Source organism: Acidimicrobiales bacterium (assembly GCA_035547835.1).
Classification (GTDB): domain Bacteria; phylum Actinomycetota; class Acidimicrobiia; order Acidimicrobiales; family Iamiaceae; genus DASZTW01.
The window spans coordinates 1-23,524 of sequence record DASZTW010000009.1 but is presented as its reverse complement, the minus strand read 5'-3'; the positions used below and the strand labels follow the sequence as shown (position 1 = coordinate 23,524).

The 23,524-nt window shown below is 68.1% G+C and carries 19 protein-coding genes and 1 tRNA gene; 1 reads left to right on the top strand and 19 read right to left on the bottom strand.

The window, feature by feature from the left end; genetic code table 11:
• The 6 genes from VHA73_10040 to VHA73_10015 form a co-directional block, all read right to left on the bottom strand.
• Positions 1 to 139: GTP-binding protein (locus tag VHA73_10040; protein ID HVX18359.1), on the bottom strand; the 139-nt coding region annotated here is incomplete at its 3' end.
• A 59-nt stretch (positions 140 to 198) separates the two neighbouring features.
• Positions 199 to 2,277: an elongation factor G gene (fusA, locus tag VHA73_10035; protein ID HVX18358.1), complete on the bottom strand. Its 2,079-nt coding sequence runs from the start codon at positions 2,275 to 2,277 to the stop codon at positions 199 to 201.
• Between the two features lie 102 nt (positions 2,278 to 2,379).
• The gene (rpsG, locus tag VHA73_10030) at positions 2,380 to 2,850 is read right to left on the bottom strand and encodes a 30S ribosomal protein S7 (protein ID HVX18357.1); all 471 of its coding nucleotides are present in this window, start codon (positions 2,848 to 2,850) and stop codon (positions 2,380 to 2,382) included.
• 1 nt (position 2,851) lies between these two features.
• Complete coding sequence (rpsL, locus tag VHA73_10025; GenBank protein ID HVX18356.1) at positions 2,852 to 3,223, bottom strand: 30S ribosomal protein S12; 372 nt, start codon at positions 3,221 to 3,223, stop codon at positions 2,852 to 2,854.
• Positions 3,224 to 3,338: 115 nt separating this feature from the next.
• A complete protein-coding gene (locus VHA73_10020; GenBank protein ID HVX18355.1) occupies positions 3,339 to 4,364 on the bottom strand; it encodes a hypothetical protein in 1,026 nt (341 codons plus the stop codon).
• Entirely contained in the window at positions 4,361 to 9,184 is a 4,824-nt protein-coding gene (locus VHA73_10015) for a DUF6531 domain-containing protein (protein HVX18354.1), read from the bottom strand. The genes VHA73_10020 and VHA73_10015 overlap by 4 nt, the downstream gene beginning before the upstream one ends.
• A gap of 133 nt (positions 9,185 to 9,317) precedes the next feature.
• On the opposite strand from VHA73_10015, the gene VHA73_10010 reads away from it, so the two are divergent.
• Positions 9,318 to 9,755 (top strand): hypothetical protein, encoded by a 438-nt coding sequence (locus tag VHA73_10010; protein ID HVX18353.1) that lies wholly within the window; start codon positions 9,318 to 9,320, stop codon positions 9,753 to 9,755.
• Between the two features lie 85 nt (positions 9,756 to 9,840).
• Here VHA73_10010 and rpoC read toward each other — a convergent pair whose 3' ends face one another.
• From rpoC to tuf, 13 genes are all read right to left on the bottom strand, one after another.
• The gene (rpoC, locus tag VHA73_10005; protein ID HVX18352.1) at positions 9,841 to 13,878 is read right to left on the bottom strand and encodes a DNA-directed RNA polymerase subunit beta'; all 4,038 of its coding nucleotides are present in this window, start codon (positions 13,876 to 13,878) and stop codon (positions 9,841 to 9,843) included.
• 165 nt (positions 13,879 to 14,043) lie between these two features.
• On the bottom strand, positions 14,044 to 17,646 hold the full coding sequence (locus VHA73_10000) for a DNA-directed RNA polymerase subunit beta (GenBank protein ID HVX18351.1): 3,603 nt from the start codon (positions 17,644 to 17,646) through the stop codon (positions 14,044 to 14,046).
• 303 nt (positions 17,647 to 17,949) lie between these two features.
• A complete protein-coding gene (rplL, locus tag VHA73_09995) occupies positions 17,950 to 18,336 on the bottom strand; it encodes a 50S ribosomal protein L7/L12 (GenBank protein ID HVX18350.1) in 387 nt (128 codons plus the stop codon).
• 3 nt (positions 18,337 to 18,339) lie between these two features.
• Positions 18,340 to 19,128 carry a 50S ribosomal protein L10 gene (rplJ, locus tag VHA73_09990; protein HVX18349.1) on the bottom strand — a complete coding sequence of 263 codons (789 nt, stop codon included), beginning with the start codon at positions 19,126 to 19,128 and terminating at the stop codon, positions 18,340 to 18,342.
• Between the two features lie 239 nt (positions 19,129 to 19,367).
• Positions 19,368 to 20,078 (bottom strand): 50S ribosomal protein L1, encoded by a 711-nt coding sequence (rplA, locus tag VHA73_09985; protein HVX18348.1) that lies wholly within the window; start codon positions 20,076 to 20,078, stop codon positions 19,368 to 19,370.
• A gap of 68 nt (positions 20,079 to 20,146) precedes the next feature.
• Positions 20,147 to 20,572, bottom strand: coding sequence for a 50S ribosomal protein L11 (rplK, locus tag VHA73_09980; protein ID HVX18347.1), 426 nt, complete (start codon positions 20,570 to 20,572; stop codon positions 20,147 to 20,149).
• Positions 20,573 to 20,701: 129 nt separating this feature from the next.
• Positions 20,702 to 21,283, bottom strand: a complete 582-nt coding sequence (nusG, locus tag VHA73_09975) for a transcription termination/antitermination protein NusG (protein ID HVX18346.1) — start codon at positions 21,281 to 21,283, stop codon at positions 20,702 to 20,704.
• A gap of 329 nt (positions 21,284 to 21,612) precedes the next feature.
• Positions 21,613 to 21,915 carry a preprotein translocase subunit SecE gene (secE, locus tag VHA73_09970; GenBank protein ID HVX18345.1) on the bottom strand — a complete coding sequence of 101 codons (303 nt, stop codon included), beginning with the start codon at positions 21,913 to 21,915 and terminating at the stop codon, positions 21,613 to 21,615.
• 109 nt (positions 21,916 to 22,024) lie between these two features.
• Positions 22,025 to 22,097: transfer RNA gene (locus VHA73_09965), tRNA-Trp, on the bottom strand.
• A 108-nt stretch (positions 22,098 to 22,205) separates the two neighbouring features.
• Complete coding sequence (locus tag VHA73_09960) at positions 22,206 to 22,571, bottom strand: hypothetical protein (GenBank protein HVX18344.1); 366 nt, start codon at positions 22,569 to 22,571, stop codon at positions 22,206 to 22,208.
• On the bottom strand, positions 22,561 to 23,151 hold the full coding sequence (locus VHA73_09955; protein HVX18343.1) for a sigma-70 family RNA polymerase sigma factor: 591 nt from the start codon (positions 23,149 to 23,151) through the stop codon (positions 22,561 to 22,563). The genes VHA73_09960 and VHA73_09955 overlap by 11 nt, the downstream gene beginning before the upstream one ends.
• Positions 23,152 to 23,208: 57 nt before the next feature.
• The gene (rpmG, locus tag VHA73_09950) at positions 23,209 to 23,373 is read right to left on the bottom strand and encodes a 50S ribosomal protein L33 (GenBank protein ID HVX18342.1); all 165 of its coding nucleotides are present in this window, start codon (positions 23,371 to 23,373) and stop codon (positions 23,209 to 23,211) included.
• Positions 23,374 to 23,388: 15 nt separating this feature from the next.
• A partial coding sequence (tuf, locus tag VHA73_09945; protein ID HVX18341.1) for an elongation factor Tu occupies positions 23,389 to 23,524 on the bottom strand: 136 nt, incomplete at its 5' end.

Here is a 23,524-nt window from a genome sequence, read left to right as displayed (position 1 = left end):
GCGTAAACGCCGACGACGGATCCGCCTCATGCAACACCTTCGTGATCGCCGCCGTCAACGTCGTCTTACCATGATCAATATGACCCATCGTACCGATATTCAAATGCGGCTTACTCCGCTCAAACTTCTCTTTCGCCATGGCGGCTGAAACCTCTCTTGATCAAATGCTCTTGGTGACGGGTGAACGTTGTGGCGGGACTACTCGCCGCGAACCCGCGCGACGATCTCTTCTTGGATGCTGGCCGGCGCCTGCTGGTAGGAGTCGAACTGCATCGTGTAGGTCGCACGACCTTGGGTGCGCGACCGAAGGTCGGTAGCGTATCCGAACATCTCGGCCAGCGGCACGTGGGCGGACACCACTTGGCTGTTGCCGCGCTGCTCGGTGCCCGACAGTTTGCCGCGACGTGCCGACAAGTCGCCCATGACGTCGCCGAGGTAATCGTCGGGGGTCACGACCTCGACCGCCATGATCGGCTCCAGCAACACGGCCTTCGCCTTGCGGGCGGCCTCGCGCAGCACCATCGAACCGGCGATCTTGAACGCCATTTCCGACGAGTCGACGTCGTGGAACGAACCGTCGACCAACGTGGCTCGCATGTCGACCAACGGATAACCGGCGAGCACACCGGAGGTGAGGCTCTCCTGGATGCCCTGGTCGACCGGACCGATGAACTCGCGCGGGATGCGGCCACCGGTGATCTTGTCGATGAACTCGTAACCGCCGCCGGGCCCGGTGGGCTCGAGGTTGATGACGACATGGGCGAACTGACCAGAGCCACCGGTCTGCTTGACGTGGCGGTACACCACGTTCTCGACCGGCTGGGTGATCGTCTCGCGGTACGCGACCTGCGGCTTGCCGACGTTCGCGTCGACATTGAACTCGCGCAGCATGCGGTCGACCAGGACCTCGAGGTGGAGCTCGCCCATCCCGGAGATCACGGTCTCGCCGGTCTCCTCGTCAGTGCGCACCTGGAACGTGGGGTCTTCCTCGGACAGCGCGTACAGCGCTTTGCCGAGCTTGTCCTGGTCGGACTTGGTCTTGGGCTCGACGGCCACGTGGATGACCGGCTCGGGGAACTCGAGCTGCTCGAGCACGATCGGGTTGGCGGGGTCACACAGCGTGTCGCCGGTGCGGGTGTTCTTGAGGCCGATGCCGGCCACGATGTCGCCGGCCTCGACGAAGTCGAGATCCTCACGGTGGTTGGCGTGCATCAGCAGGAGACGGCCGACGCGCTCCTTGTTCTCCGTGCGGGAGTTGAGCACTTGGGAGCCCTTTTCGAGCTTGCCCGAGTACACCCGGAAGTACGTGAGCTTGCCATGCGGGTCGGCGACGATCTTGAAGGCCAGCGCGGCGAAGGGCTCGTCGGGGCTGGGCTTGCGCTCGACCGTCTCTTCGGTGCGCGGCTTGGTTCCCTCGACCGGCGGCAGGTCGACCGGCGACGGGAGGTAGTCGACGATGGCGTCGAGCAGGGGCTGCACGCCCTTGTTCTTGAACGCCGTGCCCTGGAGGACGGGGACCAGACCGTGGTGGATCGTGGCGTCGCGAATCGCCGCCTTGATCTCGTCGACGGTGATCTCTTCCTCGGCGACGAACTTCTCGAGGATGTTCTCGTCGAACTCGCTCAGCACGTCGATCAGCATCTGGTGGTACTCGTCGGCCTGGTCTTGGAGGTCGGCGGGGATGTCGATGATGTCGAACGTGGCGCCGAGGTCTTCCTCGTGCCAGACGATGCCCTTCATCTCCACGACGTCGACGACACCCTGGTAGTTCCCCTCGGCGCCGATCGGGAGCTGCAGGACCGCGGTCTTGGCGTCGAGCCGATTGTGGATCGACTCGAGGGACTTGAAGAAGTCGGCCCCGAGGCGGTCCATCTTGTTCACGAAGCACATGCGCGGCACGCCGTACTTGTTCGCCTGGCGCCACACCGTCTCGGTCTGTGGCTCCACGCCGGCGACGCCATCGAACACCGCGACGGCGCCGTCGAGCACGCGCAAGGACCGCTCGACCTCGACCGTGAAGTCGACGTGGCCAGGCGTGTCGAGGATGTTGATGCGGTGATCACGCCAGAACGTGGTGGTGGCCGCCGAGGTGATGGTGATGCCGCGCTCTTGTTCTTGGACCATGTGGTCCATGACCGAGGCACCCTCGTGGGTCTCACCGATCTTGTAGGTCTTGCCCGTGTAGTAGAGGATCCGCTCCGTCGTGGTGGTCTTGCCCGCGTCGATGTGGGCCATGATCCCGATGTTGCGGTATCGCTCGAGTGGCACGTGAGCCATAGCTGTCAATCTCTGTTCGTGCGGAGTGCGTACATGGGTGGTCGGCCAGCTACGTGGTCTGCCCGACGGTCTGGCTGGTGCGACGGTCGTTGCCGCCGCTGACTACCAGCGGTAGTGGGCGAACGCCCGGTTCGACTCGGCCATCTTGTGGACGTCTTCCCGCCGCTTGACCGAGGCGCCGGTGCTGTTTGATGCGTCGAGCAGCTCGTTCGCGAGACGCTCGGCCATGGTCTTCTCACGGCGCTGGCGCGAGTAGCCCACGATCCAACGGATGGCCAAGGTGTTGGCACGGGGAGCCCGCACCTCGACCGGCACCTGGTACGTGGCGCCACCAACCCTGCGGCTCTTGACCTCGAGCTGGGGACGGACGTTGTCGACCGCGCGCTTCAGCGTGCTGATCGGCTCCGCGCCGGTCTTCTCCTCGATCGTGGCGAGGGCTTCGTAGACGATGCGCTCGGCGGTGGAACGCTTCCCGCGCTGCAGAACCTTGTTGATGATCTGCGTGACCAGCAGCGACCCGTAGATCGGGTCGGGCGGCAACGGGCGGCGCGAGGCGGGACCGCGGCGAGGCACGTCAGCTTCCCTTCTTGGCGCCGTAGCGGCTACGGGCCTGCTTGCGGTCCTTCACACCGGAGGTGTCGAGGGTGCCGCGGATGATCTTGTAACGAACGCCGGGGAGGTCCTTCACGCGACCACCACGGACGAGCACGATCGAGTGCTCCTGCAAGTTGTGCCCGACACCCGGGATGTAGGCCGTGACCTCCACGCCGGTCGTCAGGCGCACGCGGGCCACCTTCCGCAGGGCGGAGTTCGGCTTCTTGGGGGTGGTCGTGTACACGCGGGTGCACACTCCGCGCCGCTGGGGCGCGCCCTTCAATGCCGGGGTCTTGCCCGTCTTCGGCTTGGTGGACCGGCCCTTTCGAACCAGCTGCTGGATGGTGGGCACGAAAAACCTCTCGTGGTGCTCGAAGCCAAGGCCGACGGGGCGCGAGAGCGCCAAGGGCCGAAGGGAAAGCCTACGGGGCGCGCGGATCGCGGAGCAACCCGAGAACCAGGTGAGGCTACAGATCTCGGCGAGCGCGGGCGCGGACCTCGTCGGGCACGCCAGGCGCGAAGTACAGCGTGGCGGATTCCGCCCCCGACGGACCGAAGCCCGCCGCCGCCACGGTCGGCTGCGCCGCCCAACCCGACGACTCGGCGGCCGCCCGCACCTTGTCGAACCCGGGCTGCAGGCCGAACGAACCGGCCAGCGCATCAGCCACCGCCCCGCGTCGGTCACTCGAGAGGGGAGCCAGCGCGGCGTGCACGGTCAGCTGCGGGGCCCGGTCTGTCGAGCCGGCCAGACACAGCTTGGTCCACGGCCCCCACAAGCAGGGCGACAAACCGACGTCGTGAAGGGTCGAGATCACCGCACGCGGATCCACGCCCGCAACGCGGGCGGCCGCCTGTAGCGCCTGGTGACCCGCGCCGCGCTCCGGACGCAGATAGACCTTGGCGCGCCGGGCTCCGTCTCGGGCCGTCTCGAACGCGACGAACGCGACCGGGGCGATGTCCACAGGGACCAGCGCCGCGAGCGTGGCGAGCTCCGGCCAGCGGGCGGACAGCCGGGTCAGCGCACCGGGGTCCCACGCCACGTTCGCGTACAGCTTGACCACATCGACGGAATCGGGATCCGACGCGTCGTGCACCGCGCCGATCCACGTGGTGAAGGCGGGTTCGGGACCATCGCGAGTCGCACGGGGAAACGCATCGTCGATCACGTCGTGCAGCGTGGCCACTGCCTCGGCCGCGACATCCAGAGGCAGTGCCCCCGCCACCACACCCAGCGCCGCGCGCTGCTGGTCGAGGCGCTCGCTGAGCGACCCGGTCCCCGCTCCCAACTCCATTGCGTAGCGGAGCTGCTCCGGCGCGCGATTGGCCCCGGCCGACACGCTGACTTCCAGCCCGGACCCGGGCGTCAGGGTCCAGCGCGGCTCGGGATGCTCGTGCCAGTCGACGTCGAGCGGCGCCGGCCAACTCGTCGGGAGCGCGCCGCCCCACATCGCGTCGAGGAAGCGGCGCGGCCCCTCGGATGCGTCGGTGCTCATCCGCCGCTGAACTGCCAGTTGACCCCGCTCGGCGACACCGTCGTCGGTCCCGCCGGACCCGGTGGCTCCCCGCCGGCGACCTGGATGCCACCGTCGCCACCAGCCTTGGCGATCTCCGCGCCACCGTGGATCGCGCTCTCACCCGCATCGGTGGTCTTGTTGTACGCGTACGACCGCACGGTGGCGCCGCCTTTGGCGATCGGGTGCTTCCACCAGCTCAGCGCCGCGGCACGGTTGGCCAGCACCTGTGCCTGGGCCGCTCGCGACGCCCGGAACGCGTTCGACAGGTACTCGCCGCCGACCGACCCACCGGCACCGAGCCCGCCGTACAGCGCCACTTTCGTCGGATCGATCTGGCCCTCGTTGCCGAGCTCCGTGGCAGCCTCGGTGACCATCATCCCGCCGCCTCCCTCGGCCGCAGCCGGTACGGCCTTGGCCAGGAACGGAATTCCGTAGCGGGCGCCCATCATCAAGCCATAGTCGCCAGCAGTGAACCCGCCGACCGTCACCAGTGGCATGGCGGCCGCCCCGAACGCGCCGCCGGCGAAACCAGCAGCGCCGGCCGTCCCCACCTTCCACCAGTCGACTTTGCCGGTCGTGGCGTACTGCACGACGGCGTTCGTGCCCCCCGTGAGGAGCGCGCCGCCGGCAGCCGCCATGATGACCGCTGCGGACCCCCCCGAGGCCACGATCAGCACCCCACCGACCACCACGCAGCCCGCGATCACCAGCGCCTGCTTCCAGTGGCCTTCCTTCCAGCCCTCGATCTGCTTGTTGGCCTCGTCGACCGTGACCGGGTGAAGGCCGAGCGGGTCGACATGGCCGATCGGGTCGTTGCCGGCGTACTGGTACGGGTTGGTGGGACCGCCCGGACGGTCCCACGCTCCCGCAAACGGATCGCGGGTCAAGAACGCATGCGTGGTCGGGTCGTACACCCGGTTGCGCAGCCAGACCAGGTCGCCGAGCTGCAGCTCACCCAGGAAGCCGGGGCCGACGAGGTCGGCGCGCGGTGCGAGCGAGCCCCACGGATCGGCGCTGGCGCCCACGGTGCCACGCCAATCGGCGGCCACCCACGACACGGCCCGGTCCACCGTGGCGACCGGAACCCGGTCGACCCACAGCACGGTCGCGTCGTCGATCGCGTGGAGCTGGAGGCCGATACCGTCGACGTGCGCCCAGCTCATCGCGGTCTCGCCCACGCGCAGCGGCTCGCCTTCGTAGCCGAGCGTGAGGTCCGTCACCTCGGCGGTGCCGTCGACACCACGACGGGTCACTTCCGCCAGCCGGCCGAGGCCGTCCCACTGGTACTCGACCTGTCCGTCAGGTCCCGACTCACTCACCCGCCGGCCCGCGCCGTCGTAGTGGTAGTCGGTCGCGCCCCCCGTTGCCTCGACGCGAACCAACTGGTCCGCGGCGTCGTACTCGAACGTACGACGGCCCGCGGGACCAACTTCGTCGACGAGCCGGCCGCATGCGTCGTACACCCAGCGCCATGCACCACCAGGTCCCTCGCGGCCGACCAGCTGGCCGGTCAGGTCGTACTCGTACGTGCTGGTCACCCCATCGGTGCGTTCGACCGCCACCCGGCCGAACAGGTCGCGCTCGAGCTCAGTGATGTGGACCTGGTCGCCGCGCTGCTCCTCGTACCGGGTCAGCCATTGGCCGTCGTAGGTCCACGTCCGCCGCAAGCCATCGGCCTCGACCATGACCGGCCGACCTTCGAGATCACGGGTGATCGCGATGGTGCCCGCAACGGGATGCTCGATCCGGACCACGCGGCCGAACAGGTCGAGGTGCTCGTCGTACGGCGCGCCAGCGGCGGGCGTGACCGTCCGGATCGATTCCGCATATGACCACCGCGTGACCGCGCCGTCGACCTCGCGGGCCGTCGGACGCCCACGATGATCGTGGGTCTCGGAGATCCGCCCACCGCTCGGAAGCGCGACCGTTCGGCCGCCCGGCACTTCCTCGATGTGCCACCGCTCTGCACCGCAGGAGATCTCCGTGGGGCGACCATCGGCATCGATCTCGAACCGCAGCACCCGACCCGTCGGCTCAGCCATCTCGGTGACCCGTCCGGCTGGGTCGAGTGCGAGCCGGGTCACTCGGCCGAGCGGATCGGTCGAGGCCGTGATGCGGCCCAACGGGTCGCGACCCACCGACCATCGGGCACCCTTGGGGTCCTCCACCCAGATCGGGTTGCGCTGGTCGTCCCACCCGATCTGCACCGATCCGCCGGCGGGGTCGATGCTCTCGACCAGATCGCCGCGTTCGTCGTAACGGCTACGGGCGACCGCGCCCGACGGCGCGACGACCGACGCGACCTGGCCGCTCGCCGGATCCCATTCGAAGCCCCAGCGCTCCTCGCCCTTCTCGTAGGTCGCCACGCGGCCGTCGGTCCCCCAGCCGATGCGCGTGACCTCGCCGTCCCGGATGTGGGTGACGACGCGCCCGAGCGCGTCGCGCTCGAACGCTTCGGCGCCGTTTGGTCCTTCTGTCTCGACGAGCCGTCCCGCCGCGTCGTAGCGCGCCGCCCAGGTGGCGCCGTCTGGCCGAACGACCATCGCTGGGCGACCGGCGGCCGTGTACGCGATGCGGCTCTCGACCTCGCCGTCGATCACCACCTCGACCGCCCGACCGAGCACATCGTGGTCGACGTGGACATCGCGACCCGCCGCGTCGAGCTCCTCCACCACTTGGCCCGTCGGCCCGCGGCGAACAGTGTGGCTGGTGCCGTCCGCGAGCTGCAGCCCCTCGATGCGGCCCAACGGGTCGGAACGGGCCGTCGTGACGTTGCCGGTCGGGTCGCGAAACGACTCGAGCACGCCCGCCGCGGTGAACGACTGCTCCCACGCGCCTCCTGAGGGATCGACCAGTCGCTGCAGCTCGCCCATCGGGGTGTGCTCGAGCGCCCACGACCCGCCGGGCCGACGAATCGAAGCGATCCACCCGAAGCGGTCATGTGACAGCTCGGTGGTCACCCCGCGCGCATCCGTGACTCCGCGCAACGAGCCTGCCGCCGAATACTCGAAATCGACGCGGCTCTCGACCGGGCCTCGACCGGCGACCACGCGACCCTCGGCCGTGCGCTCCAGCGCGAGCACGGCACCGTCGGGGCCAGTGACGCGGAGGGCCTGTCCGCCTGCGTCGCGCTCGATCCGCATGGTCGCGCCGTCGGCCGAGGTTACCGCGCTGACCTCGCCGCTGGCGTGCGCCAACAGCTCGGTCCGGTTGCCGACCCCGTCGACGACCGCCGTCACGTTGCCGTCCGCGTCGTACTCGACGGTCGTCGTCACCCCGTCCGCGTCGACCAGCCGTGAGAGCTGACCATCGGTGTACTCGAAAACGAAGAACAGGCCCAACGGGCCGTCGACGCGAGCCGGCCGCCGCGCGTCGCCGTCGTACGTCATGCGGTACGCGGCGCCGTTCGGATCGGTGTACGCCACCACCCGGTCGACCTCGTCGTACTCCCAGGTCCACGACGCACCGTCGGGCCGCCGCTCGAGGACGCAGTTGCCCCGCTGGTCGAACTCCCGCCGGGTGATCTCGCCGCCGGCGCCCATCACCACCACCGGGTTGCCTTCGCGGTCGAACTCCCGCGACAGGCGGTAGGACTCACCGACTTGGAGGTGGACGAGGTGGCCCGCTTCGTCGTGGCGGTACAAGGTCGACGGCCCGCCGTCGTCGTCGGCCACCACGAGGGTGTTCGGCGTGAAGTAGCGATACGTGGTGCGCCGGCCGTGTGCCGACACCTGCGACAGCACCCGACCCTCGGCGTCGTACGTGTTGGCCGCGAGGCGGACCCCGTCGGCGTCGAACAGCTCGAGCATGCGACCCTGCTCGTCGTTGACGAAGCGGCGTCCGGCCACCTCGCGCTGGATCTCGACGAGGTCGGGCGCGTACGCGAACCGGACCACTCGACCGTCGGACGACTGAACCGATTCGATGCGATCGTCGTTCCACGACAGGCTGATCGTCCGCCCGCCTTGGTCGGTGAGCGCGGCGAGCCGCCCAGACTCATGGGTGAACTCGACCCGGCGACCGATCGCGGTGCGAACGGCCCCCACGCGGCCCGCTGCGTCGAACTCCCAGCGCTGGCCCGGGAAGCGGCTGTTCCAGTCCCACCGCAGCACGTAGCCGGCGTCGTGCTCTTCCAACGCCGCCTCCACGCCCGGCGTCCTTCCGAACCCACCCTCGCCCCGCACGAACGTGGCCCGTTGGCCGTCGGGGCCCACGTACGCGACTTCGATGTCGTTGGGAAACTGGAGGCCGGCGTCCGCCCAGCTCGCCCAGCCACGTCCGTGCGCGCCGACTCGGATGAAGCGAGAGCTGTACGTCATCGTCCAGCGCAGCGCGTCGAGCGGCTCGGGCATCGTGAAGGCGTGCTCGACTTCGACGAAGTGGCCGGTCGCGGTGCACACCGGGTCATCGCTCCACCCCGTCTCGAGCGGGTGGCCCGCGAACACCGGCTCGTCCACCGTGATGGCGTGGCGCGGCGCCGCGTTGACGTGTGCGGCGGTCAACGCGGCGGTGATCCGACCGTTGTCGATCGCCTGCCCGGATTTCGCGTCGGCGTCGACGAACGCCTTGTGCACCGTCGCGACGAAACGATCGTCGTTCTCGTTGTTGGTGCACAACGTGCCGGCGTCGCTCATCACTTCCGCGCCGTTGGCCAGGCGGAAGTCCGAAGGCTGAGCGAGGTACGCCTGCATCAGCCCGTTGGTCACGCCGTACTGCTTGCGCAGCGCCGAGCTCGCGGGCTTGGCCTTGTCGGAGTAGGACTTCAGGTGTTGCAGGTTGGCGGAGCTGGTTCCGGACACGACGAGACTCCAAGGCGGCGGCAGGGCGGAAGGTCCGGCGTTAGTGCCCCACTCCTCGCCACCACAAACCGCGCGCGTTTCACCCCTTCGTGCGTTGGACACAACGCCCGGCCCCGACACCCGAGGAGGGCCGATGGCTCCACAGCAAGTGAAGTTCCCGTTCGAGCAAGCGCTGCCCCTTGCCCGTTCGCTGTGGAAGTTGGCTCAGCAGGTCGCAACCACCCAGTCGACGAGGTCATCCGCTGCGACCGTCGCCGAGGATGGCTGGCTCGGAACGTTCAAGGACGAGTTCGTCAAGAACATGCAGGTCGCCAACACCGACTCGGCTGGGGTGAAGACGGCCCTGGAGACCGCCGCCCGTGGCATCGCCGAGTCGTGGGCGATGGCCAACCAGCAACAGCAGACCTACATCTACTACGACAACGTCCGAAAGGCGCGGGACCACGTCAGCGGTTGGGACAAGTTCTGGGGCGACGACACGGACTACGGCAAACCCCCGAACCCACCGGCCGTGCCGACGCCACCGAGCTTTGAACCCACCAAGGTCCCCCAGGCGTTCGTGCCCCACTGACCGCCGCCGACCAGCGTCGTGAACGGTCGAAAACGCAAGCTGCCGGGCCCGAAGGCCCGGCAGCTTCGCGTTCGGTTCAGCGGGATCAGCCGATGCTGGAGTCGGCTCCCGGCAGGTCCGTGACCGTGGCCGGCTCGCCCTCGATCGCGGCGCCGTCGCCGTCCGCCGCCTGGTCGCCACCCATGTTGGCGAGCCAGCCCGCAAGACCAGCGTCCTCGGACTCGGTCGAGTAGAACGCCATCGGTTCGTAGTCAGGCGCATCGACGCCGATGTCCCGGTACACGCCCATGCCCGACCCGGCGGGGATGAGCTTGCCGATGATGATGTTCTCCTTGAGGCCGAGCAACGAGTCGCTCTTGCCCTCGATGGCGGCCTCGGTGAGCACCCGAGTCGTCTCTTGGAAGGAAGCCGCCGACAACCAGGAGTAGGTCGCCAGCGATGCCTTGGTGATCCCCATGATCTCGGGGCGCCCCTCGGCAGGCTTCTTGCCTTCCTCGAGCAGCAGCCGGTTGATCTCCGCGAACTCCTGCTGATCGACGCGCGCGTCGGGCAGGAGGTCGGAGTCACCCGATTCGGTGACGTTCACCCGCTTGGTCATCTGGCGGACGATCAACTCGATGTGCTTGTCGTGGATCGACACGCCCTGGTCCCGGTACACCTTCTGGATTTCGTCGACCAGGTACTTCTGCGTCTCGCGGACGCCTCGGATGGCCAACAGCTCCTTCGGGTCACGGGGGCCGTCCTTGCCGACGATGGGGTCGCCGGCCTGGACCTCTTGGCCTTCGCTGACCTCGAGACGGGCCTGGAGCGGGACGAGGTAGTCGAACTCCTTGCCCTGGTCGTCGACGACCGTGACCGTGCGGCCCTTGCCCTCGTCCTCGGAGATGCGCACGACGCCAGATGCTTCGCTGAGGGTGGCCTTGCCCTTCGGGCTACGGGCCTCGAACAGCTCGACCACCCGGGGAAGACCACCGGCGATGTCGCTGCCGGCGATACCACCGGTGTGGAAGGTCCGCATCGTGAGCTGCGTGCCGGGCTCACCGATCGACTGGGCCGCCATCACCCCGACGGCCTCGCCGAGCTCGATCGTGCGGCCGGTTGCCAACGAACGGCCATAGCAAGCGGCGCACACGCCGAGCTCTGCCTGGCAGGTCAACGGCGAGCGCGCCCGAACCCGGGTCACGGACTCGTCGTCGCGCAGGGCGGCGAGGTCGTCCTCGTCGATCTGACGGCCGGCTTCGAGCACCGTCCCGTCGGACAGCTTGACGTCCTCGGTGAGCACCCGCCCGAAGATCTTGGTCTCCAGGTACGTGCGGCGCATCGTGTCGCCCGGCTTCGACGGACGGGGACCGACGTAGTTGCCCTCGGTGTCGAAGTAGCCGTCAGGGTGGATGTCGTCGAACCACATGCCCCGGTTCGGCTTGCCCTCACGGGCGCAGTCGACCTCGCGCACGATCAACTCTTGGGCCACGTCGACGAGTCGGCGGGTCAAGTAGCCGGAGTCGGCGGTACGGAGGGCCGTGTCGACCAAGCCCTTGCGGGCGCCGGGCGTGGCGATGAAGTACTCGAGCATCGACAGACCCTCACGGAAGTTGGCCTTGATCGGCCGGGGGATCATGTCGCCTCGGGGGTTGGCCACCAGACCGCGCATGCCGGCGATCTGACGGACCTGCATCATGTTGCCTCGAGCACCGGACCCGACCATCGTGTCGATCGGGTTGAACTGCTCGGACGCGAACGCCTGCTCCATCTTGGTGCGGACGAGGTCGGTGGCACCGGTCCAGATCTCCACTTCCTTCTGGCGGCGCTCGCCGTCGGTGATGATGCCCCGACGGAACTGCTCCTCGACTTTCTGGGCTCGCGCTTCGTGCTCGTCGAGGATCTCGGCCTTCTCCACCGGGACCTTGATGTCGTCGATGGAGATGGTGAGGCCGGACTTGGCGGCGAAGCGGAAGCAGAGGTTCTTCAGCTTGTCGAGCGAGTCGCCGACCACTGCCTTCGGGTACGAGGTGGCGAGCTTGTCGGTGATCTCGCTCATCACGGCCTTGCGAACCGGCTTGGCGATGAACTCGAAGCTGGCGGGAAGCGTGTTGTTGAACAGCTCACGACCAAGCGTGGTCTTCCGTTCGGTGATGACCTTGGCGCCGTCCTCGAGCACGGGCTCGCCGTCGTCGTCGACGACAGCGGCGCGCAGCGTGACCTCGGCGTGGAGCCCGAGGCTCCCGCGGTCGTACGCCGCCTCCATCTCGTACAGGTTCCGGTACGTGCCGCCCTCGCCGGGCTCACCGGCGACGACCTGAGTGAGGTAGTTGGCGCCGATGATCATGTCCTGGGTGGGCGTGACCAATGGTCGACCGTGCGCCGGTGACAGCACGTTGTTCGCCGACAGCATGAGGACCCGGGCTTCGGCCTGGGCCTCGGCGCTGAGCGGCAGGTGGACCGCCATCTGGTCGCCGTCGAAGTCGGCGTTGAACGCGGTGCACACCAACGGGTGGATCTGGATGGCCTTGCCTTCGACCAGCACCGGCTCGAAGGCCTGGATGCCGAGGCGGTGCAACGTGGGCGCCCGGTTCAACAGCACCGGGTGCTCCTTGATGACCTCGTCGAGGACGTCCCACACCTGCGGCCGGCGCCGCTCCACCATGCGCTTGGCCGACTTGATGTTCTGCGCCAGCTCCGCGTCGACCAGCTTCTTCATGACGAACGGCTTGAACAGCTCGAGCGCCATCTGCTTGGGCAAGCCGCACTGGTGCAGCTTGAGCGTGGGGCCGACGACGATGACCGAACGGCCGGAGTAGTCGACGCGCTTGCCGAGCAGGTTCTGACGGAACCGACCCTGCTTGCCCTTCAACATGTCCGACAGCGACTTCAGCGGACGGTTGCCCGGCCCTGTGACGGGGCGGCCACGGCGGCCGTTGTCGAACAATGCGTCGACGGCCTCCTGCAGCATCCGCTTCTCGTTGTTGACGATGATCTCGGGCGCGCCGAGGTCGAGCAGCCGCTTCAGGCGGTTGTTGCGGTTGATGACCCGGCGGTACAGGTCGTTGAGGTCGGAAGTGGCGAACCGGCCACCGTCGAGCTGCACCATCGGGCGCAGCTCCGGCGGGATCACCGGGACGACCTCGAGGATCATCGCCCGCGGGTCGTTGTAGCGCCGACCGTTCTCGTCGCGGCGGTTGAACGCCGCCACGATCTTGAGGCGCTTGACGGCCTTCTGCTTGCGCTGGGCCGACAGCGGACGCTGACCTTCCGGCGGGTCGAGCTGGACGCGGAGCTTCTCTTCTTCCTCGTCGAGGTCGAGGCGGTCGAGCAGGCTCTTGATCGCCTCGGCGCCCATGCCGCCCTCGAAGTACTCCTCGTAGCGGTCGACGAGCTCTCGCCACAGCGCTTCGTCCTCGATGATCTTGCGAGGGAAGAGGTCCTTGAACTCGTCGAACGTGCGCTGCACGAGGTCGAGCTCGAACTCGTACTGCTCGCGGATGCCCGCGGCGTCCTTTTCGGCCGCGCGCTGGCGGGCCTTGATGTCGGATTCCTTGGCGCCTTCGTTCTCGAGCTCGGCGACCTCGGTCTCGAGCTCCTCCCAGCGCTGGGCGAGCTCTTGTTCCATCTCCTTTTCGATGGCTTCCTTCTCGCCTCGGAGCTCCGCTTCGAGGTTCGCGAGGTCGGCATCGCGCTTGTCGACGTCGACCCAGGTGACGAGGTTGGCCGCGAAGTAGATGACCTTCTCGAGCTGCTTGGCCTTCAGCTCCTCACGGATCTCGGTGCCCATGAGGAGGTAGGCCAGCCAGCTGCGGGTGCCGCGGAGGTACCAGATGTGGATGACGGGCGCGGCGAGCTCGATGTGGCCCATGCGCTCGCGCCGCACCTTCGAGCGGGTGACCTCGACGCCACAGCGCTCGCAGATGATGCCCTTGAAACGGACCCGCTTGTACTTGCCGCAGTAGCACTCCCAGTCCTTGGTGGGACCGAAGATCTTCTCGCAGAACAAGCCGTCCTTTTCGGGACGAAGGGTGCGGTAGTTGATGGTCTCCGGCTTCTTGACCTCGCCGTTGGACCACATGCGGATGGAGTCCGCCGTGGCGAGCCCGATCCGGAGCTGGTCGAAGTTGTTGACGTCAAGCATGAACGCTCCCTTGGGGGGTGCTCGAGGGGGGCGGCTCCCGCCGGCCCCCCTCGACCTCGGCCGAACCGGCTCGGCCGGTCGGTCGAGCAACAAAATGATGTGCCGAAGGCGCCTTCAGCTCGCCCGAACGGAGCGAGCGGAGCGACGCGGGTGAGGGCGAAACCACTAGATGCGCTCGCGCCGGCGCTCGTCCTCTTCGTCGGAGCCGCGCTCCGGACGGGAAAGGTCGATGCCGAGCTCCTCGGCGGCACGGAACACGTCTTCGTCGAGCTCACGCATCTCGATCTCTTCGCCGGTCTTGGCGAGGACCTCGACGTTGAGGCACAAGGCCTGCATCTCCTTGATGAGCACCTTGAAGCTCTCGGGGATGCCGGGCTCGGGGATGTTCTCGCCCTTCACGATCGCCTCATAGACCTTCACGCGGCCGAGCACGTCGTCGGACTTGATGGTCAGCAGCTCCTGCAAGCAGTACGCCGCGCCGTAGGCCTCGAGCGCCCACACCTCCATCTCACCGAAGCGCTGGCCACCGAACTGGGCCTTACCGCCGAGCGGCTGCTGGGTGATCATCGAGTACGGGCCGGTCGACCGAGCGTGGATCTTGTCGTCGACCAGGTGGGCCAGCTTCAAGATGTACATGTACCCGACCATGACCGGGCGGTCGAAGCGGTCACCCGTACGGCCGTTGTACAGCCAGGCCTTGCCGTCGGGACGGACCAACCGGCCACCTTCGCCGTACTCGGAGAAGGGCGATTCGGGGTGCAGGTGGGTGAGCGCCTGCTGGATGGTGGGGTGGTCGCCGGCGCGGTACGTCTCGTCCCAGTTGGCGCCGTCGAACACCGGGGTGGCGATGAGCTTCGACGCGGGGGTGGCCGGGCGGGTCTTGTTCTCGGTGCCTCGCACCGGGTCGTCGCCGACTTCCTGGCGGACGTCGTCGATCTGCTCCCATCCCCACCGAGCCGCGTAGCCCAAGTGGGCCTCGAGGACCTGGCCGATGTTCATTCGGGACGGCACACCGAGCGGGTTCAAGATGATGTCGACCGCGGTGCCGTCCTCGAGGTGCGGCATGTCCTCGACGGGCAGGATCTTGGAGATCACGCCCTTGTTGCCGTGGCGGCCGGCCAGCTTGTCGCCCACGCTGATCTTGCGCTTCTGGGCGACGTAGACCTTGACCAGCTCGTTGACGCCGGGCGGCAGCTCGTGGCCGTCGTCGCGGGTCTGCACCCGCACGTCGATGACCTTGCCGTACTCGCCGTGGGGGACCTTGAGCGACGTGTCGCGAACCTCACGAGCCTTCTCACCGAAGATCGCCCGCAGCAGGCGCTCTTCGGGGGTGAGCTCGGTCTCGCCCTTCGGCGTGACCTTGCCGACGAGCACGTCGCCGGCGTCGACCTCGGCGCCGACGCGGATGATCCCGCGCTCGTCGAGGTCGGCGAGGATGTCCTCGCTCAGGTTCGGGATGTCGCGGGTGATCTCTTCGGGACCGAGCTTCGTGTCGCGAGCGTCGATCTCGTGCTCGTGGATGTGGATCGACGTCAGCACGTCGTCCTTCACGAGCCGCTCGGACAAGATGATCGCGTCCTCGAAGTTGTAACCGTCCCACGGCAAGAACGCGACGAGCAGGTTCTTGCCGAGCGCCAGCTCACCGTTGTCGGTCGAGGGACCGTGGGCGAGGATGTCGCCCTTGGCGAACTTCTCGCCCTCACGGATGTTCGGCTTCTGGTTGATGCACGTGTCCTGGTTCGAGCGCTCGAACTTCAGGAGGCGGAACACCTTCTTGCCGAGCTTGTCGTACTGGACGGTGATCTGGGTGCCGTCGACCTCGGTGACCACGCCGCTGTCGGCCGCGATCACCATGTCGGCCGCGTCGAACGCGGCGCGCGCCTCGATGCCGGTGCCGATGTACGGCGCCTCGGGCACCACCAGCGGCACGGCTTGGCGCTGCATGTTGGCGCCCATGAGCGCACGGTTGGCGTCGTCGTGCTCGAGGAACGGGATGAGCGAGGTGGCCACCGACACGATCTGCTTCGGCGACACGTCCATCATCTGAACCTCTTCAGGGCTCACCGAGCTGATCTCGGTGGTGGCGCCGAAGAACACCTCACGCTCGAGCTGGAGCTTCAGCTCGCCGAGCGTCGCGGCCTGCGGCGAGCGGCGCACGAGCACCCGGTCGCCGACGAAGTTGCCCTTGTCGTCCATCGGCGTGTTGGCCTGCGCGACGACGTACTCCTCTTCCTCGTCGGCCGCGAGGTACACGACCTCGTCGCTCGCCCTGCCCTTTTCGACCTTGCGATACGGCGACTCCAGGAACCCGAAGCTGTTCACCCTGGCGTACGTCGACAGGTAGCCGATCAGACCGATGTTCGGGCCTTCCGGCGTCTCGATCGGGCACATCCGGCCGTAATGGCTGAAGTGCACGTCGCGGACCTCGAACCCGGCGCGCTCACGAGACAGGCCACCTGGGCCGAGCGCCGAGAGGCGTCGGCGGTGGTTCAGCCCCGACAGCGGGTTGACCTGGTCCATGAACTGCGAGAGCTGGCTGGTGCCGAAGAACTCCTTGATCGCCGCCACGACCGGACGGATGTTGATCAGGGTCTGCGGCGTGATCGCCTCGACGTCTTGGGTGGTCATGCGCTCGCGCACGACCCGCTCCATGCGGGAGAGGCCGATGCGGACCTGGTTCTGGATCAGCTCGCCGACCGACCGGATGCGGCGGTTCGCGAAGTGGTCTTGGTCGTCGAGGCGGTACCCGGGCTCGGCCTGCACCAGGTTCAGCAGGTACGTGCAGGCGGCCAGGACCTCGATGCGGCTCAGCACGGACTGATCGGCTTCGGGCGCGTCGATCTCGAGCATCGGGAACTGCTGCGCGAGCTTCTCGACCTCGGGGCCGAGCTTGCGGTTCAGCTTGTAGCGGCCGACGCGGCTGAGGTCGTAGCGCCGGGGCTCGAAGAACGCGTTGCGGAAGTACGCCTTGGCGGACTCGACCGACGGCGGTTCGCCCGGACGGGCGCGCTTGTAGATCTCGACGAGCGCCTCGTCCTGGGTCGGGGCGAGCTCGCGGTCCTTCTCCCACTGCTCCTCGAGGAAGTCGAACTGCCGGACGAACGCCTCGAGGAACCCCGGCGCGTTCTCTTCGTCGTAGCCGAGCGCACGCAACAGAACGAACAGGCTGAGCCGGCGCTTGCGGGCGACCCGGGTACCGGCCGTGGGGTTCTTGCCGGGCTTCTGCTCGACGTCGAACTCGATCCACTCACCCCGGTAGGGGTGGATGGTGCCCGTGACGAGCTGGTGCTTGGCGAGGTTCCGCAAGCGGAACCGCTCACCGGGCTGGAAGATCACGCCCGGCGACCGCACGAGCTGCGACACGACGACGCGCTCGGTGCCGTTGATGATGAACGTGCCCTTGTCGGTCATCATCGGGAAGTCACCCGTGAAGACCGTCTGCTCCTTGATCTCGCCGGTCTGCGCGTTCATGAACCGCGCCTTCACGAAGATCGGCGCGGAGTAGGTCATGTCCTTCTCTTTGCACTCCGCGACCGTGAACTTCGGCGGCGGTCGCAGATCTTCGTCCTCAGGATCGAAGAACAGCTCGAGCTGCAGTTGCTCGGTGAAGTCCTTGATGGGGCTGATGTCGCGGAACGTCTCCGCCAGGCCCTCGTGCAAGAACCACTCGAACGACTCGCGCTGGATGGCGATCAGGTCGGGAAGTGGCAGCGCTTCGGTGAGGGTGCCGAACGAATACCGGTCCCGGGTCTTGGAGCGAACGGACAACGACGACTCCTCGGGGCAGATCACGCGGGGTGACAAGGGGGTTCCGGGCGCGCGCTACCGCCACCGTTTGAAGCGGGGACAGGAGGGGCGAGCACGGCAACTGGCCATGCTAGGCCCACGAGGCAGACTTCGGCAACCCCGCGACACGCGGGGCGCTGCGGGACGAACCCGAGTTGGGTGGCAGGGTACGAGCGACGCACTCACAAGTCAAGGCTTGACAAGCATCGAGATGCCCCTCGCGCGGTCGCCAAAACGACGACGACCCCGGGCCGCAGCCCGGGGTCGTCGCACGGTCAGAAGGTGCTACTTGAGCTCGACGGTGGCGCCAGCGGCCTCGAGGGCCTCCTTCGCCTTCTCGGCGTCTTCCTTCGATGCCTTCTCGAGGACCGGCTTCGGCGCGTTGTCGACCAGCTCCTTGGCCTCCTTCAGGCCCAGGCTGGTCAGCGAGCGCACCTCCTTGATGACGCCGATCTTCTTGTCACCGGCAGCGGTGAGGATGACGTCGAACTCGTCCTTTTCGTCTTCGCCGCCACCTGCGTCGCCGCCACCGGCAGCCGGAGCAGCCGCAACCGCGGCGACCGGTGCGGCAGCAGTGACACCGAACTTCTCCTCGAACTCGCTGAGCAGCTCGCTCAGCTCGAGGACGGTCATGTTGGCGATGGAGTCGAGGATCTCTTCCTTGGTGGCCATGGTTCAGCTCTCCTGTGCTTCAGTGTCGGCGGCTGAGGTGGCCGCGTTCGTGTCCGCGGCCTCGGCCGCAGAGGTGTCGTCGGCAGCCTCGGCCGCCGGGGTCTCGTCGACAGCAGCTGCCGCTGCGTCGTCGGCTTGTGCCGCAGGTGCGGCGTCGGCCTCATCCGCCGCAGGTGCGGCGGGCTCGGCTTCGTCGGTGGCGGCCGGCTCGTCGGGGGCTTCCGCCGCGGGCTCCGGCGCCGGCGCGCCCGGTGCACCACCCTGGTCGACCAGCGCACGCAGGCCGTACGCGAAGTTGCGCGGCAGGGCCTGGAGCAGGCCGGCGAACTGCACCATCGGTGCCGCCAGTCCACCAGCCAGGCGGGCGAGCAGCTCCTCGCGGGGCGCGACATCGGCCAGCGCCTTGGCGTCGGCCTCGCTCAGCACCTTGTCGCCGAGCAAGCCGCCCTTGACGAGCAGCGCCGGGTTGGCACGAGCGAAGTCGCGCAGCGCCTTGGCCACGGTGACCGCGTCGCCAGGCGAGCCGTCCGGCCGGGCGCCGACAAACGCGATGGCCGTCGGGCCGGTCAGCAGCTCGTCGAGCTCCAGGCCATGCGCTTGCGCCGCGAGGCGGACCAGCGTGTTCTTGTAGATCTTGTACTCGCCGCCTGCGTTGGACAGCGACCGCCGCAGCTCGGCCAGCGCCGCGACGCTCAGGCCGCGGTACTCGGTGAGCAACGCCGCGTCGGCGTCGTCGAGCTTCTGGCGCACTTCGTCGACCACGGCGACCTTGTCGGCTCTCGGGTTGTCCATCGCACCTCCTTCGGGATCTCGGGCCGGCACCAGCCGACCAAAACGGGAACAGGGTGTCCGCGCGCCGCGAACACCCTGAAGACCTGGCGTTCGCCTCGTCGGGCGGGCTGAGCCCCTTCGACGCCGCTCGAAGCGGCGCACCGGATGTCTGCGGCGAGCAGAGTTCGATTGTGCGGCCGGCCCGAGGGCCGATCCGAGGTGGCAACGCTAGCAGCGTCGCCGGTGGGCAGAAAAAGCGGTCAGGCCGGGGCTTCGACGTCCGGCGTCAGGCGAGCCGGGTCGACCTTGACGCCGGGGCCCATTGTGGAGCTGAGCGAAATGCGTCGCAGGTAGCGCCCCTTGGCCGAGGCGGGCTTGACCTTCTTGAGCTCATCGATCACCGCGAGCACGTTCGCCTGGAGCTGGTCGCCGTCGAAGGACACCTTGCCGACCGGGACGTGCACGTTGCCGTAGCGGTCGGTCCGGTACTCGACGCGGCCGCCCTTGAACTCGCCGACGGCCCTGCCCACGTCGGTGGTCACCGTGCCGGTCTTGGGGTTCGGCATCAGGCCGCGGGGACCGAGCGCCCGGCCGAGCTTGCCGACCTGCGGCATGAGGTCCGGCGTCGCGATGGCCACGTCGAAGTCGAGCATCCCGCCCTCCACTTGGGCGACCAGGTCGTCGGCGCCCACGTGGTCGGCGCCGGCCTCGCGCGCCTCGGCCGCTTTGTCGCCAGCGGCGAAGACGGCGACCCGCACGTCCTTGCCGGTGCCCGACGGCAACGCGACCGTGCCGCGGACCATCTGGTCGGCCTTGCGGGGGTCGACGCCCAGGCGGACCGACAGCTCGACCGTCTCGTCGAACTTCGCCGATGCCAGGCTGCGGACGAGATCGACGGCCTCGACCCCGGAGTGCAGGTGCTCGCGATCGAACCGCTTGGCCCCGTCGACGTACTTCTTTCCATGCGCCATGTCAGGCTCCCTCGTGGTGGTCGGACCGCCGGGCGAGGTCGTCCCGGTCGAGCCCTGGTGGTGGTTGGCTAGCCGACTTCGAGGCCCATGGAGCGGGCTGTGCCGCGGACGGTCTGCTTGGCAGCGTCGAGGTCGTTGGCGTTGAGGTCGGGCATCTTGATCTTGGCGATCTCTTCGATCTTGGACTCGGGCACCGAGCCCGCGCCTTCCTTGCCCGGGTTCTGCGAGCCCTTGGCGATCCCGGCCGCTTCGCGCAACAGCACCGCGGTCGGCGGGGTCTTCAAGATGAAGGTGAAGGACCGGTCTTCGAAGATGGTGATCTCGACCGGCACGATCGTGCCTCGCTGGTTCTCCGTGGCGGCGTTGTACGCCTTGCAGAAGTCCATGATCGCCACGCCGTGCGGGCCGAGGGCGGTACCGACCGGCGGGGCCGGCGTGGCCTGGCCCGCGGGGATCTGGATCTTGACGACGGCCGCGACCTTCTTCTTGGCCATGGATTTCCTTCCAGAGAGCCCGACCGCAGCACAGCGCCGGGGACGGGGCGTTACGAACGAACAGTCGATGCTACGGGGCGGACGGCCCGCGGTGCCAACCCTGGGCCCTCGGCCCGCGCCGAGCCGTGGTCAGAGCTTGGCGACCTGCGAGAACTCGAGCTCGACGGGCGTCTCGCGACCGAAGATGTTGACGAGCACCTTGACCTTGAGCTGGTCCTCGTTGATGTCGACGATCTCGCCGGAGAAGTCGGCGAACGGGCCTTCCTTCACGCGAACGGTCTCGCCGGCTTCGTACTCGAGCCGCGGCCGTCCCCGCTTGGGCTGGATCTCCTCGCCTTCGACCTTCACCTGCAAGAAGGTCTCGACCTCCTTGCGACGCAGCGCCGAAGGCTTGTTGCCCTGGCCGACGAAGCCCGTGACACCCGGCGTGTTGCGGATCACGTACCACGAGTCGTCGTCGAGCCGGCACCGGACGAGCAGGTAGCCGGGGAAGACCTTCTTTTGGGCGACGACCTTGCGGCCGCCCTTGAACTCGATGACCTCTTCGGTGGGGATGGCCACTTCGTAGATGCGGCCCTCCATGTTCATCGAGGAGGTGCGGGCCTCCAGGTTCTGCTTGACCTTCTTCTCATAGCCCGACTGCGTGTGCACGACGTACCACCGACCGGGCCGGTCGTAGGGGCTCTCTTGGGGCGCGGGTGCAGCGACCAGCTCCTCGGCGTCGACCGCGCCGGCCGGCTCGTCGCCCGCGTCGGCCGGCGCCACTTCGTCGGCTTCGGACGGCTCGCCATCTTCGGCGGTGGCTGCGGGTGCTGCGGGCGCCGGGGCTTCCTGCTCGTCGCGCACGGGCGCCGCGGCCGCCGACGGTGCGAGGTCGGGCGCCGTGTCGGCCCCGACCGCGCCGGCGACGGCGCTGTCTGCCTCGGCGTCGGTGGTGGCGACCGGCAGGTCGTCGAGCGGCGCATCGGGCGCGCCGGCGTCGAGCGGCGCATCGAGCGCGCCGGTGTCGTCGGTGTCGGTGGGGTCGGGCGTCAGGAAACTCATTTGAAGACTTTCAGGGCAGCGCGGGTGAAGCCGTAGTCGAGGCCACCGATCATGGCGGTGAGCACCACGATCACGATGAACACGATGATCGAGAAGTTGATGACCTCTTGCTTGGAAGGCCACACGACCTTCTTCATCTCCGCCACGACCTCGTGGCTGAAGGTCCGAGACCAGGCGATCGGGTTCTGGCGGGCTTCCTTGGGGCGTGGCGTGGGCGCGGGGCGGCGCTGACGGGTCGGTTGGCCCTCCGCGTCGATCGAGCCTTGACGCTGGAGCATGCGCTTGGTTTCGCGGTTCATGGCCATTGGGTCGGGATCCTTCGCCACTGGACATCGCCCGGCGCTGGCCGCGCCGGTGCCGCCCCGAAGGTGGGGCAACGAGCGAGAGAGGTCGTGTTGTAGTCGGGAGCAGGGCACGAGGGACTTGAACCCCCAACCGCCGGTTTTGGAGACCGGTGCTCTACCAATTGAGCTAGTGCCCTCGGGGGTTTCGGACTCGCCACGATAGCACCACGCAATCTGGCCCCTTCCGGGCGGCGCCACCGTGGCCGCCCGGGCGCCCGTGGCACGCCGCGGCGCGGCGTCGGCGCTCAGCTGGCGATGCCGAGACGGCCCCGACGGGACCGGCTCACCAGCACCGCGGCCGTCGCCGCGGCGCCGGCGGTGGCGACCGCCACCCCACCGAGGTACGCGGCCCGACGGCCCTGCAAGACCATGCGGATCATGTGGCGCTCACCGGCCGCCTCGACCGCGTCGAGCACATCGGTGAGCAGGCCGGGGCCGGGGTCGACCAGCTCGGCACGCAGCGAGTGCAACGCCCGCAACAGTTTGCGGTACTGGACCAGCTCGGCCTGACAGCGCAGGCAGTGGTCGACGTGCGCCTCGGCCACACGGTCGTACGTCTGCGATCGGTCGACCACACCAGCCAGCGCGTCGCCCAGACCCTCACACTGCATGGCGGTGCTCCTCGTGCGACTCGCCGGCGTCGCCGGGGAGCGGGAACAGGTGCTCGCGCAGCTTGCGCCGCGCCCGGTGGAGCCGCACTTTGGCGGCGGACTCACTGATCCCGAGCTCCGCGGCAATCGATTCGTGCGGCAAGTCGTAGATGTCGCGAAGAACCACCACGGCCCGCAGCTTGGGCGGGAGCGCAGCGAGCGCTTCGCGGAGCTCAGCACGCAACGACGCGGTGTCGGCCCGCAACTCGGGGTCGACCTCGGGACGCAGATCGACAACGCCCTGATCGTCGTTGAGCTCGGCATGGCGGTGACGCTGGCGCTTGCCCAGTTGCGTCGAGGCACAGTTCGCCGTGATGCGGTACAGCCACGTCGAGAACTGCGCGTCGCCACGGAAGCGCTTGAGCCCTCGGTACGCCCGGAGGTAGGTCTCCTGGGTCACGTCGCGTGCATCCTCCTCGTCGCCGAGGAGGCGGAGAGCCAGCGTGTAGGTCTCCCGGTGCGTCCGCCGCACCAACTCCTCGAACGCGAGCTGGTCGCCATCACGTGCCCGCGCGACCAACTCGTCCAGTTCTTCGGGCATCGCCGCTCAGACCTGGCTCGAGGTCGTGGAGTTACGCACGCGTCCGGACCTGTTCGATCAGCGGGTCTCCTTGTGCACGGTGTGGCGCTTGTCCCACCGACAGTACTTCTTCAGCTCGAGACGCTCGCGGTCGTTGAGCTTGTTCTTGACGGTGATGTAGTTGCGACGCTTGCAGTCGGTGCACTCGAGCGTGACGTGCACCCGCTTGTCGTTTCGTGCCATATCACTGGTTCCTGACTAGTTGATGATCTTGGTGACGCGGCCGGCGCCGACCGTGCGGCCACCCTCGCGGATCGCGAAACGAAGCCCCTCGTCCATCGCGATCGGGTGGATCAACTCCACGGTCATCTCCGTGTTGTCACCCGGCATGCAC